General features: G+C 70.9%; 10 protein-coding genes. 2 read left to right on the top strand and 8 right to left on the bottom strand.

From position 1 onward, the window contains the following. The 5 genes from ACZJYS_RS17730 to ACZJYS_RS17710 form a co-directional block, all read right to left on the bottom strand. Positions 1-898, bottom strand: an 898-nt coding sequence (locus tag ACZJYS_RS17730) for a branched-chain amino acid ABC transporter permease (protein ID WP_493179792.1), incomplete at its 3' end; no start/stop codon positions are given. Beyond that, positions 898-1800: a branched-chain amino acid ABC transporter permease gene (locus ACZJYS_RS17725; RefSeq protein ID WP_379632928.1), complete on the bottom strand. Its 903-nt coding sequence runs from the start codon at positions 1798-1800 to the stop codon at positions 898-900. The genes ACZJYS_RS17725 and ACZJYS_RS17730, both read right to left, overlap by 1 nt. 27 nt (positions 1801-1827) lie before the next feature. Then, a complete protein-coding gene (locus ACZJYS_RS17720) occupies positions 1828-3087 on the bottom strand; it encodes an ABC transporter substrate-binding protein (RefSeq protein ID WP_493179791.1) in 1260 nt (419 codons plus the stop codon). Between the two features lie 205 nt (positions 3088-3292). Beyond that, a complete protein-coding gene (locus ACZJYS_RS17715; RefSeq protein WP_493179790.1) occupies positions 3293-4240 on the bottom strand; it encodes an alpha/beta hydrolase in 948 nt (315 codons plus the stop codon). 11 nt (positions 4241-4251) lie between these two features. Continuing rightward, on the bottom strand, positions 4252-5895 hold the full coding sequence (locus ACZJYS_RS17710; protein WP_493179789.1) for a flavin-containing monooxygenase: 1644 nt from the start codon (positions 5893-5895) through the stop codon (positions 4252-4254). A gap of 160 nt (positions 5896-6055) precedes the next feature. On the opposite strand from ACZJYS_RS17710, the gene ACZJYS_RS17705 reads away from it, so the two are divergent. Continuing rightward, positions 6056-6952 carry a LysR family transcriptional regulator gene (locus ACZJYS_RS17705; protein WP_109516961.1) on the top strand — a complete coding sequence of 299 codons (897 nt, stop codon included), beginning with the start codon at positions 6056-6058 and terminating at the stop codon, positions 6950-6952. Positions 6953-7000: 48 nt separating this feature from the next. Here ACZJYS_RS17705 and ACZJYS_RS17700 read toward each other — a convergent pair whose 3' ends face one another. From ACZJYS_RS17700 to ACZJYS_RS17690, 3 genes are read right to left on the bottom strand one after another with little or no spacing between them, the layout of a single operon-like run. Beyond that, a complete protein-coding gene (locus ACZJYS_RS17700; RefSeq protein ID WP_379650397.1) occupies positions 7001-9082 on the bottom strand; it encodes an ATP-binding protein in 2082 nt (693 codons plus the stop codon). After that, positions 9082-10587, bottom strand: coding sequence for an ATPase domain-containing protein (locus tag ACZJYS_RS17695; protein WP_379650399.1), 1506 nt, complete (start codon positions 10585-10587; stop codon positions 9082-9084). Before ACZJYS_RS17695 ends, ACZJYS_RS17700 begins: the two co-directional genes overlap by 1 nt. Continuing rightward, on the bottom strand, positions 10584-10931 hold the full coding sequence (locus ACZJYS_RS17690) for a HigA family addiction module antitoxin (protein ID WP_493179788.1): 348 nt from the start codon (positions 10929-10931) through the stop codon (positions 10584-10586). Before ACZJYS_RS17690 ends, ACZJYS_RS17695 begins: the two co-directional genes overlap by 4 nt. 144 nt (positions 10932-11075) lie before the next feature. Here ACZJYS_RS17690 and ACZJYS_RS17685 point away from each other — a divergent pair. Then, on the top strand, positions 11076-12326 hold a 1251-nt coding region (locus ACZJYS_RS17685; protein ID WP_493179787.1), incomplete at its 3' end, for an alpha-hydroxy-acid oxidizing protein.

Below are 12326 nucleotides of genomic sequence, written 5' to 3'. Positions count from 1 at the left end.
GCAGCCCCAGCACGATGGCCAGGATGACGATGCCCAGCACCAGCCCGTGATGGTGCGTCCAGATCGTCACGTAGTGGTTCAGCAATTGCAGCAGGAAGGCGCCGATGACGGGGCCCAGGAAGACCTGCGTGCCGCCCAGCATGATCATGAAGATCGCCTCGCCCGAGGTGGTCCAGAAGCCGAATTCGGGGAAGGCACCGGAGACGAACAGCGCCATGATGATGCCCGCCACGCTGGCCATGGTGCCGGCCAGGACGAAGACGCCGAGCTTCATCCGCACCACGTCCACGCCGAGGAAGTTGGCGCGGGCCGGGTTGTCGCGGATCATCCGCAGCGTGTAGCCGAAGGGCGATTGCCAGACCTGCCGCATCACCAGCAGGCAGGCCACGAAGGCCACCGCGCAGAAGGCATAGAGCGTGCCCGCGTCGCCGAGGTCGATGCCAAGGAAGGGCGGGCGCGGGATGCCGCCGCGCAGCCCCTGGTCGCCGCCCGTCAGGTCCACCCAGGTCAGGATGATGCTGTGAATGAACATCTGGAAGGCCAGCGTGATGAAGGAGAAGTAGATCTCCTTCAGCCGCACGCAGATGGCGCCGATGACCAACGCCAGCAGCGCCGTGCCGCCCACCGCCGCCAGCATGGCCACGGGGATGGAGACCGCGCCGCCCTGCATCAGCAGCCCGAACACATAGGCGCCCGAGGCGAAGTAGGCGGCATGGCCGAAGGAGACCAGCCCGGTGAGGCCCACCAGCAGGTTCAGCGACATCGCCAGCAGCCCGTAGGCGATGACGTAGATCAGGAAATCCCGCAACGAGGGGTGCGGGAAGAGCGCGGGCAGCGCCAGCAGCAGCACCAGCCCGATCAGGCCGAGGCCCAGATCCCGCATCAGCCCGGCACGCATCAGGCCGTCCTCGCGCCAAGCAGGCCGGAGGGGCGCAGGATCAGCACCAACCCCATCAGCGCGAACATCAGCCCGTCGGTGAAGAGCGGGAAGCCGATGGCGCCGAAGGCCCGCGTCAGCCCGATCAGGATCGCCGCCACCAGCGCGCCGGGGATCGAGCCCATGCCGCCGATGACGGTGACGATGAAGCTCTCGATCAGCACCGAGAGGCCCATGCCCGGCGTCAGCGTGCGGACCGGCGCGGCGAGCGCCCCCGCCGTGCCGGCCAGCACGCAGCCCATGCCGAAGACGCCGGCGTAGAGCAGCCGCGTGTTGATGCCGAGCGCGCCGACCATCTGCGGGTTGATCGCCAGCGCCCGGATGATCTTGCCCAGCCGCGTGCGGTTGATGCCAAGCCACAGCACCGCGCCGATGCCGAGCGCCATGCCCACCATGAAGATGTAGTAGCCGGGGATGAAGCCGCCCAGCACCTCCACCGGCGCGGTGGCGAAGGCTTCCGGCATGCCCATCAGCTTGTAGTCGGCGCCGAAGACGATCTTCACCAGGTCGTCGCAGATCAGGATGGCGGCGTAGCAGACGAGGAGCTGCATCAGCAGGTCCTTGCCATAGACGCGGCTCATGAAGAACCGCTCGAAGACGATGCCGACGATTCCTGCCCCCGCGGCGCCGGCCAGCAGCGCCAGGATGAAGCTGCCGGTCGCCTCATAGGCGGCGAAGGCGAAGTAGGCGCCCAGCATGTAGAACACGCCATGGGCGAAGTTGACCACGCCCAGCACGCCGAAGATCAGCGACAGCCCGGAGGCGACAAGGAACAGCAGCATGCCGACGATCAGCCCCGTCGACACCTGGGTGACGAAGCAGGAGGCGGTGGCGACGCAGCCGGCGAGAACATCGAGATTCATGGCGTGTCTCCCGTGGCGGGGCGCGGCTCAGGCGTAGCCCTTCTGCTTCTTCCACTGCGTCTCCATCTCCAGGATCTGCGACCAGGGGATGGGCGCGAAATCCTCGACGAAGGGCGCCTTCGGCACGGTGCGGCCCCAGGCGGTGGGGTAGCCGATCAGCGTGTGGTCGGTGTCGCGCAGCGTCAGCTTCTCCTCCACCGCGAGGCCGGAGGGAATGGCCATGCCCTTCAGCTCCGCCGCCAGCGCCGCGCCCTCGGTGCGGCCATTGGTGCGCTTCAGCGCCTCGGCGATGAACTGGGCGGCGACGTAGTTCTGCCAGGCCCAGTTGGTGGGCTCGTGCTTCGCCAGCGCCGTGAAGCCGTCGGCGAAGGCGGTGTTGGCCGGCTTCTCGGGGTAGTTGCGGTTGTAGCGGTAGGCGGTGTGCAGCCCGGCCGGCAGCTGCTTGATGGCGGTCAGCACCGGCGGGTCTCCCAGCGAGGAGGAGAACAGCGCCACGTTCGGGAACAGCCGGTAGAGGTTGCTCTGCTCGATGAAGCTGACGAGGTCGCCGCCCCACAGCGCCGAGTACATCGCCTGCGGCTTTACCTGCAGCGCCTTGGTGATGTTCTCCGTGTAGTCCGGCGCGAAGAGGCGCGGCCACACCTGGTCGACCACCTCGATGGCCGGATCGTACATCTTCGCGAATTCGAGGAACTCGGCGGTGTTGTCGCGGCCATAGGCATAGTCGGGCGAGCAGGTCATCCAGCGCTTCAGCCCGCGCTGCTTCGAGATGCCCGAGGCATAGACGCCGCCCGCCACCGCGTCGTGGATGCCCTGGCGGGCGCAGCGGAAGGCGGTCTTGACGTGCAGCTTCGGGTCCGCCGTCAGCGACGAGGTCTCGGAATTGGTGTGGATGCACAGCACCGGCAGATCGCGCACCACCTCATGCACCGCGAAGCCGCCCGAGGAGGCCTCGCCGTCGATGATGATCTCGCAGCCATCGTTGTTGATGAGGTCGCGCGTCACCTTGGCGGCCTCGTCGGGGCGGCCCTTGGAATCGCGCTCCACCAGTTGCAGCGTGCGGCCGCCAAGCCCGCCTGCCTCGTTGATGCGGCCGAAGGCGTACTGCACCGCCGCCCGGCTCGACGTGCCGAGGATAGCGACGCGCCCGGACAAAATCGTCGGCATGCCGACGCGGATCACCTTGGCCTGGGCGCCGGCAATGCGCGGCATGGCCAGCATGGCCGCACCCGCGGCGGCACCGCCGAGCAGCACGCGCCGCCCGGTGACATTCGCACCGTTGGACATTTCTCTCTCCCTTCATGCCGCCGGTGCCCATGGCACCTGTACGGCTTTCCATCTTTCCGATGGATTTCGTTCATGTTGGGCAGCGCAAACTCAGGCCGTCAACAGTTTTTCCCTGTCAGGCAAAGGAACTCTTGCATGGATAATCCGGGCACGGCTCCGCCGCCGCGCCGGTTCTCCCGCCACGGTTCCGCGCCTCCCCGCCCCCTCACCAATGGCGGCGCAGCACCCCGGCCGCGAAGGCCACCAGCTCGGCCACCGGGCCGATCGCCTTGTCCATGGTGAGGATGCCGTGCATCTGGTCGCTCGCATGCAGGGCGGTGACGCGCACGCCCTCCCGCTCCAGCCGCGCGGCGTAGAGCTGGCCCTCGCTGCACAGCGGGTCGTGCCCGCAGGTCAGCACCAGGGCGGGCGCCACGCCGGCGAGGGATTGCGCCCGCGCGGGCGAGAAGCGCCACGCCGTCCGGTCCATCGGGGGCGGCAGGTAGTGGTCGATGAACCAGCGCATCGTCGCCGCCGTCAGCGGCAGCCCCTCGCGGAAGCGCTCATAGCTCTCGCCCGTCATGGCCAGGTCGACGGCGGGGTAGAGCAGCATCTGGAACACCACGGGCGGCACCGTGCCGTCGCGCGCCATCAGCGCCAGCACGGCGGCGAGGGTGCCGCCGGCGCTGTCGCCGCCCACCGCCAGCCGCGCCGGGTCGATGCCGAGCGACGGCGCCTCGGCCGCCAGCCAGCGCAGCGCGGCGATGCTGTCCTCCAGCGCGGCCGGCGCGGGGTGCTCCGGCGCCAGCCGGTATTCCACCGCCAGCACGCAGGCGCCGAGGGCCCGCGCCAGGCGGCGGCAGAGGCCGTCATGCGTCTCCAGGCTGCCCAGCACCCAGCCGCCGCCATGCAGGTAGAGCAGGCAGGGCAGCGGCGGGCCGCCCGGCTCGGCCTCGGCGGCACGGTAGAGGCGCACCGGCACCGGTGGCCCCTCCCCCGCCTGCGCCACCATGTCCCGCACCCAGGGCAGCGCCGGCCCGGGCGATTGCAGGGCGCGGGCGCGCGCCGCATGGGCCGCGCGCGCCGCCTCGGGCGTCTGCGTCTCGAAGGGCTGGCTGCCGGCCTCGCGCGCCTGCCGCAGCAGCGCGAGGACGTCCGGGTGAAGCGCGGGCATCCGGCTTTCCCTCAGCGGCCGAGCACGAAGCCCTGGTAGTCCTTCGCCGCCACCTCGGCGCAGAGCCGCGCGTAGTTGGCCATGCCACCGGCATAGGGCATGAAGACGCGCGGCTTGCCCGGCACGTTGGCGCCCAGATACCAGGAGCTGTTGGCCAGCGGCAGCAACGTAGCGTTGGCGGCCTCGTTCACATGCGCCACCCAGCGCTCCGCCGCCTCCGGCTCCGGCTCGATGCGCTGCAGCCCGTGCTGGCGCATATGGTCGATGCAGCCGGTGATCCAGTCCACATGCTGCTCGATGGCGACCGGCATGTTGGTCAGCACCGAGGGGCTGCCCGGCCCGGTGATGGTGAACAGGTTGGGGAAGCCCGCCACCTGCAGCCCGAGATAGCTGCGCGGCCCGGCGGCCCAGGCATCCCGCAGCGCCACGCCGTCCCGACCGCGGATGTCCATGGCCAGCAGCGGCCCCGTCATCGCGTCGAACCCGGTGGCGAAGACGATGATGTCGAGCGGGATCTCGCCGGCCGTGGTGCGGATGCCGGCCGGCGTGATCTCGACGATCGGCGTCGCCTTGATGTCCACCAGCGTGACGTTGTCGCGGTTGAAGGTCTCGAAATAGTGGCTGTCGATGGGCGGGCGCTTTGTGGCGAAGGGGTGGTCCTTCGGCGTCAGCATCTCCGCCACCTTCGGGTCCCGCACGATGCCGCGGATCTTGGCGCGGATGAACTCCGAGGCGGTATCGTTGGCGGCCTTGCTGGTCAGCAGGTCGCGGAAGGCGGCGCGGAAGCGCAGGCCGCCCGTCTCCCACGCCTTCTCGTAGCGCGCCAGCCGCTCCTCCTCCGCCACGTCCAGCGCGGATTCGGGCGCGATGTCGAAGGGATGGCCATTGATCGTGGCGCGCGCCTTCTCGCGGATGGCGGCGTAGTTGGCCTTGATCTCGCGCAGCTCCTCCGCGCCCACCGGGCCGTTGCGGGCGGGGATGCTGTAGTTGGCCGTGCGCTGGAACACGGTGAGGCGCGCGGCCTTCTCCGCGATCACCGGCGTCGCCTGGATGCCGGTCGAGCCGGTGCCGATCAGGCCGACGCGCTTGCCGGTGAAGTCCACATCCTCCTGCGGCCAGCGGCCGGTGTGGTACCACTGCCCCGCGAAGCTCTCGAGGCCGGCGATCTTCGGGATGTTGGCCGAGGAGAGGCAGCCCACGGCGGTGATGAGGTAGCGCGCCGAGAAGCTCTCCCCCGCCTCGGTGCGCACGCGCCAGAGATTGGCGGCGGCGTCGTATTCGGCGCTGCCGACGCGGGTGCCGAACTGGATGTCGCGCTTCAGGTCGAACTTCGCGGCGACGTGATCGAGGTAGCGGCGGATCTCGCCATGCTCGGGGTAGCGCTCGCTCCAGCTCCATTCCTGCTGCAATTCCTCGGAGAAGGAGTAGGAGTAGTAGTAGCTTTCCGAGTCACAGCGCGCGCCGGGGTAGCGGTTCCAGTACCAGGTGCCGCCGACGCCGTCGCCGGCTTCCAGCACCCGCGCCTTCAGCCCCAGCCTGTCGCGCAGCGTGTGCAGTTGATAGAGCCCGGCGAAGCCCGCGCCGATGATCAGGGCATCGAGTTCCGCCGCCGGAGACGCCGCTCCATTGGTCTGGTTGCGCGCCGTGGACGACATGCCGCACCGCTCCCTTCCTGTGTTTCCGCCTTGGACATTCTTGGCCTGGGCCGCCGCCTCAAGGGCAACGGCCGGCATGCCGGGAGGCTAGGGGCTTGCGCCCCACCCTTCAATTTCCAAAACTGCCAAACTGATGTGAACAACCGTCACAGGTGGCGCCATGGACCGGCTGGGAGAGATGCTCGTCTTCGTCCGCGCCGTGGAGGATGGCGGCTTCTCCGCCGCCGGGCGCAGCCTCTCGCTCAGCCCCTCCGCCATCAGCAAGATGATCGCGCGGCTGGAGAACCGCCTGGGCGTGGTGCTGTTCAACCGCTCGTTGCGCAGCCTGACGCTGACGCCGGAGGGCGAGGCCTTCTACCCCGCGGCGCGGCAGGCGATCGAGGCGGTGGAGGAGGCGGAGGCGGTGGCCTTCACCGGCGTCACCCCGCGCGACGTGCTGCGCATCCGCTCCATGCCCACCTTTGCCATCCACCAGCTGGCGCCGCTGGTGCCTGCCTTCCGGCGGCAGCACCCTGGGCTGCGGCTGGAATTCGTGCTGGGCAACGAGGCGGGCAACCTGCTGGAGGGCGGCGTGGATGTGGCGCTCTACATCGGCGAGCTGCCGGATTCCTCGCTGGTGGCGCGGCGCATCGTCAACATGCGCTGGGTGATCTGCGCCGCGCCCGCCTACCTCGCCGAGCACGGCATGCCGGCGACGCCGGAGGAGCTGGCGCGGCACGAATGCCTCAACTTCAACAAGCGCATGCCCTGGAGCACCTGGACCTTCCGCGACAGCGAGCACTCGCTGCGCCGCATCCGCGCCAGCGGCAGCGTGACGGCGAACCAGGGGCAGATGCTGCTGGCACTCGCCCTGGCCGGCGTCGGCATCGCGCGGCTGGCGGAGTTCCAGGTGGCGGAGGATCTGGCCAGCGGCCGCCTCGTCCGCCTCTTCCCGGCCGAGGCGGCGCGGATGGAGGAGAGCATCTATGCCGTGCACCACAGCAAGCGGCATGTCAGCCAGCGCATCCGCGTCTTCCTCGACTTCCTGGAGGCGGCCTTCCCGCGCGGCGGCGCCTGACGGGAAGGCCCCGCCCCGGGCGCGGAGAAGGGAGACCGGGCCGGCCGCTCAAGGCCGGCGGAGCAGCGCCTCCAGGCGGCTGGCCAGGTCACGCATGGTGAAGGGCTTGGTCAGCACCTGCATGCCCTCCTCGAGATGCCGGTCGCCGATCGCGGCGCTTTCGGCATAGCCGGTGATGAAGAGGATCCGCAGCTCCGGGCGCAGCGTGCGGGCCGCGTCCGCGAGCTGCCGGCCATTCATGCCGCCCGGCAGGCCGACATCCGTGACCAGGAGGTCGATGCGCCGCCCCGAGCGGAGGAGTTTCAGCCCCGCCGCGCCGTCGCCGGCCTGCAGGGCGGCATAGCCCAGATCCTCGAGGACCTCGACGATCAGCAGGCGGATGGTCGCTTCGTCATCGACCACCAGCACCGTCTCGCCCTCCGCCGGGCGGAGCGGATCCCCGGCTCCACCCTCGGCGGCGGGCCCCTCGAGCGGGCCGGTGTGGCGCGGGAGGTAGAGGGTCATGGTCGCGCCGCGGCCGGCCTCCGAGCGGATGCGGACCTGCCCGCCGGACTGCCGGACGAAGCCATAGATCATCGAGAGGCCGAGGCCCGTGCCCTGGCCCAGGGGCTTGGTGGTGAAGAACGGGTCGAAGGCCCGCGCGATCACCTCGGGCTCCATGCCGGTTCCGGTGTCGGAGACATGCAGGGCGACATAGGGGCCGGCCTCGAGATCCAGCCCGGCCGCCTCCTCCGCGCCGAGGAGGCGGTTCTCCGTGGCGATCGTCAGCGCGCCGCCCCCGGGCATCGCGTCGCGCGCGTTGATGCACAGGTTCAGCAGGGCGTTCTCAAGCTGGTTGGGGTCGACCAGCGTCGGCCAGAGATCGTCGGCGCCCGAGGAGGTGACGGCGATCGCCGGCCCGACCGTGCGGTTGATCAGGTCCTGCATGCCCATGACCAGCGCGTTCACGTCGGTGGGCCTGGCCTCGAGCGTCTGCCGGCGGGAGAAGGCCAGGAGGCGGTGCGTCAGCGCCGCCGCCCGCGACGCCGCTTCCTGCGCCGAGGCGACATACCGCTCCAGCTCGGCGGTCCGGCCCTGGGCCACGCGGATCTGCAGCAGCTCGAGGCTGCCGATGATGCCGGCCAGGAGATTGTTGAAATCGTGCGCCAGCCCGCCGGTGAGCTGCCCCACCGCCTCCATCTTCTGGGCCTGCCGCAGCTGCTCCTCCGTGCGCTTCCTCTGCTCCACCTCGGCCAGCACCGTCTCGTGCGCCCGCAGGAGCTCGGCCGTCCGGGCCGCCACGCGTTCCTCGAGCGTCTCGTTCAGGCGGCGGAGATCGTCCTCGGCCTTCTTGCGGGCCGTGATGTCGGAGGAGACGCCCACCATGCGGCGGCCGCCGGACCGGCCGGTCACCACGCGGGCCCGGATCTCGGCCCAGTGCACGCTGCCATCCGGCCACAGCGTGCGATACTCGATGGCGTAGTCGGCCCCGGTGGCGGCGCTTTCCCGCACCGCGGCCTGCGTGCGGTCACGGTCGCCGGGATGGATGCCCGCCAGCAGGTCCGCATAGGTGAACTCGTCCTCCGCGGCGCGGCCGAACACGGCCTTGCAGGTCGCGGAAGCCGTCAGCACGCCGTGTTCCAGGTCGAGCTCCCACGACCCCAGCCGGCCCGCCAGCAGCGCGATCGAGAGCCGGCGCTCGCCCTCGTCCAGCGCCTCGATCCGCGCGCGCGCCTCGAACTGCCGGCCGCGGGCCTTCAGCGCCGCCCGCGCGACGCTGACGAAGGTGGAGGGATGGAAGGGGCGCTCCAGGAAGGTCGCGTTGCCGAAAGCCGCCGAGAGCCTGGCGGCGCCCGGGTTCTGCTCCGGGCCGCCGCCGCTGTGGGTGAGGACGATGAAGGGCAGGTCGGACCAGGCGGGCTGCCGCGCCATCCTGGCGGAGATCCCGGCCAGGTCGACATGCCGCAGGGCCTCCTCCGTGACCACGGCGAAGCAGGCATCGTCGCCGATCGCGGCTTCGAAGCTGGCGAAATCGCCGCACACCGCCGCGGTGGCGCCGGCCTCGCGCAGCAGCGCCGCGGCGATCGTCGCGTCACGGCCATAGGGCGTGTACAGCGGCACCGTCAGCGCGTGCGCGGGAGCGTTGCCCATCACTTTGCGGGAAAGCTGTCCAGCAGCGGCGCCGTGTCGCCGGTGAATGTCGGCACGCCGCGCAGCACGCCCTGGAAATCCCGCAGCGGCTCGCCGAGGCCGATGCCGCCACGGCTGATCTGGTACTCGCGGATGGTGTTCTCGTGCGCGCCGGTCCGCTTCTTGATCACGGAGATGGCGCGCCGGACATTGCCGACGGCCTCGAAGTAGCGGAGCAGGATCACCGTGTCGGCGAGGTAGGTCACGTCGACCGGCGACCGCATGTCGCCCACCAGCCCATGCTGCGCCACCGTCAGGAAGGTCGTCGCGCCCTGGCGGTTCAGGTACTGGAGCAGCTCGTGGATGTGGAGGATGAGCGCGTTCTCGTCCGGCATCGCCGCCTGGTAGCCGTTGAGGCTGTCGATGACGACCGTCTTCGCCTGCGCCTTGTCGACATGCTCGCGCACCCGGTGGGCGAACTCGCCCGGAGACAGCTCGGCGGCATCGACCTGCTCGATGAGCAGGGCGCCGCGCCTCCGCATCCCTTCCAGATCGAAGCCGATCTCCGCCGCCCGGCGCAGCAGCAGGCCCATCTCCTCGTCGAAGACGAAGATGGCGGCCTTCTCGCCGCGCCGTATGGCGGCGGTGACGAATTGCAGCGACAGGATGCTCTTGCCCGTGCCGGAGGGGCCGAGGAGCAGCGTGCTGGAGCCCTGCTCGATGCCGCCCCCCAGCAGCGCGTCCAGCGCGGGAATGTCGCTGGTCCTGCGCGCGCGCTCATAGCCGCTGCGGTGCTCGGCCGCGATCAGCCGCGGAAAGACATGCACGCCGCCCCTCTGGATGGTGAAGTCGTGGAAGCCGCCCCGGAACGCCTGGCCGCGATACTTCGAGATGCGGAGGCGCCGGCGCTCGGCGCCATAGCTGGGCGACAGCGCCTCCAGCCGGATCACGCCATGCACGACGCTGTGCACCGTCTTGTCGAAGGTGTCGGAGGTCAGGTCGTCGAGGAGCAGCACCGTGCCGCCGAGCCGGGCGAAGTAGTGCTTCAGGGCGAGGATCTGCCGGCGGTAGCGGAGCGAGCCCTGCGCCAGCAGGCGGATCTCGGAGAGGCTGTCCAGCACGATGCGGGTGGGCCGCACGCGCTCATACGCCTCGAAGATCTGGCGCGTGGCCTCGCCGAGCTCGAGGTCCGAGGAATGGAGCAGGCTTTGCTGCTGCGCGGAATCGAGCAGGCTCTCGGGCGGCACCAGCTCGAAGACGGAGACTTCGTCGGGCAGGGACCAGCCATGCGACGCGGCGCCCTCGCGCAGCTCCCGCGCGGTTTCCGAAAGCGTGATGTAGAGGCACTGCTCCCCTCTCGCCGCGCCTTCCAGGAGGAACCGCAGCGCGATGGTCGTCTTGCCCGTGCCGGGATTTCCTTCGAGGAGGAACATGTGCCCCGGGGACAATCCACCGGACAGGATGTCGTCGAGTCCCGGCACCCCGGTCCGCGCCTTCTCCGGCGGACTGGCCTCGGGGCGCGTCATTTCACGTCAAGCTCGGCCATGATGTTCTCCGGAAGGGGATGCTGGGGGATCTGCGAGAGCGCGTTTTCCATCGCGGCCTCGGCACGGAGAAGCTCGTAGGCGTGCTGACGCTCCAGCCAGAACCGGGATGACACGCCGCACAGGCGCTCAAACCGCAGGGCCATCTCCGGCGTGATCGCCGCCCGTCCGGCCAGGATGCGGTGCAAGCTCTGCCGGGTGATGCCCACATCCTGGGCCGCCTGGCTGATCGTCAGCTTGAGCGCGGGAAGGATCTGCCGCCGCAACAGCCTGCCGGGGTGGCCCTCGCCGTCAAACCCGGGTCCGATCGTTCGGCGTCGCGGCATGGGCGAGCGTGTAACGCCCGGGGTTACACCCCGCAAGGGGCCGATGGGCGGGCGGGGCACGATGCGCCGCGTTGCGGGCGGAGCCCGATCTGCGGCATCCTGGCGCGCGGCATCGGGCGGGGCTGCCGGCACGGCAGGATTTCCATGGCGGGACTGGGCCGGCGGCATCAGGCCAGCATCTTCACCGCCGGCTTCGCCGGGCGGCGGCCGGTCGTCCCCAGCTCGGCGGAAGCCCTGGAACGCGCCGCGCTGCGCCGGATGGGCGGCAAGGCGCGGGCCTACATCGCCGGCGCGGCCGGGCTGGAGCGGACCGCCGCCGCCAACCGCGCCGCCTTCGACCATCACCGCATCCTTCAGCGCGTGCTGCGCGACGTCTCGGCGCGCCGGCTCTCGGTCGGGCTTTTCGGCCGCACCCTGCCGCTGCCGTTGCTGCTGGCGCCCATCGGGGTGCTGGACATGGCCTGGCGCCAGGGCGACCTGGCCGCCGCCCGCGCCGCCGCGGCCGAGGGCCTGACCTTCATCGCCTCCAGCCAGTCCTCCGTGCCGCTGGAGAGCATCGCGCGCGCCTGCGGCACGGGCCCGCGCTGGTTCCAGCTCTACTGGTCCTCCAGCGACGCGCTGATGGAGAGCTTCCTGCGCCGCGCCGAGGCCGCCGGCTACGAGGCCATCGTCGTCACGCTCGACACCACGCAGCTGGGCTGGCGCCCGCGCGACCTCGACTGCGGCCACCTGCCGTTCCTGCGCGGGCGCGGCATCGCGAATTACGTCTCGGACCCCGTCTTCCAGGGCCTGCCGCCGCCCGAGGCCGACCCGGCGGAGCGCCCGCGCCTCGGGCCGGGCGCCCTGCCCTCGGTCCTGGCGCTGCTGCGCGCCTGGCCGGGGGGCACGCTGCAGGCCCTGGCCGCGCCGCGGCAGGTGATGCAGGCGGTGCAGCGCTTCATCGCCCTCTACTCCCGCCCCGACCTCACCTGGGCCGACCTGCCCCGGCTGCGCCGCGCCACGTGGCTGCCCATCCTGCTCAAGGGCATCCTGCACCCCGATGACGCGCGCCGCGCCCTGGATGCGGGCATGGACGGCATCGTCGTCTCCAACCATGGCGGGCGGCAGGTCGATGGCGCCGTGGCCTCGCTGGACATGCTGGCGCCGGTGGCCGAGGCCGTGGCGGGGCGGGTTCCGGTGCTGTTCGACGGCGGCATCCGCACGGGCTCCGACGTCGTCAAGGCGCTCGCCCTGGGCGCATCGGCGGTGCTGCTGGGCCGCCCCTATGTCTATGGGCTGGCCCTGGCGGGGGAGGACGGGGTCCGCGCGGTGCTCCAGGGGCTCGCCGCGGAGCTGGACCTCACCCTCGCGCTGATGGGCTGCCCGGGGCTCGACGGGCTGGACGGCTCCGCCCTG

Source organism: Roseomonas sp. TS2, from assembly GCF_058833935.1.
The sequence above is the reverse complement of the archived record's forward strand: the minus strand, read 5'-3'. Positions and strand labels throughout refer to the sequence as shown.

Coding starts and splice junctions, on each gene's coding strand:
- ACZJYS_RS17725 (WP_379632928.1), bottom strand. CDS start 1,800: ATGAATCTCGATGTTCTCGCCGGCTGCGTCGCCACCGCCTCCTGCTTC.
- ACZJYS_RS17720 (WP_493179791.1), bottom strand. CDS start 3,087: ATGTCCAACGGTGCGAATGTCACCGGGCGGCGCGTGCTGCTCGGCGGT.
- ACZJYS_RS17715 (WP_493179790.1), bottom strand. CDS start 4,240: ATGCCCGCGCTTCACCCGGACGTCCTCGCGCTGCTGCGGCAGGCGCGC.
- ACZJYS_RS17710 (WP_493179789.1), bottom strand. CDS start 5,895: ATGTCGTCCACGGCGCGCAACCAGACCAATGGAGCGGCGTCTCCGGCG.
- ACZJYS_RS17705 (WP_109516961.1), top strand. CDS start 6,056: ATGGACCGGCTGGGAGAGATGCTCGTCTTCGTCCGCGCCGTGGAGGAT.
- ACZJYS_RS17700 (WP_379650397.1), bottom strand. CDS start 9,082: ATGGGCAACGCTCCCGCGCACGCGCTGACGGTGCCGCTGTACACGCCC.
- ACZJYS_RS17695 (WP_379650399.1), bottom strand. CDS start 10,587: ATGACGCGCCCCGAGGCCAGTCCGCCGGAGAAGGCGCGGACCGGGGTG.
- ACZJYS_RS17690 (WP_493179788.1), bottom strand. CDS start 10,931: ATGCCGCGACGCCGAACGATCGGACCCGGGTTTGACGGCGAGGGCCAC.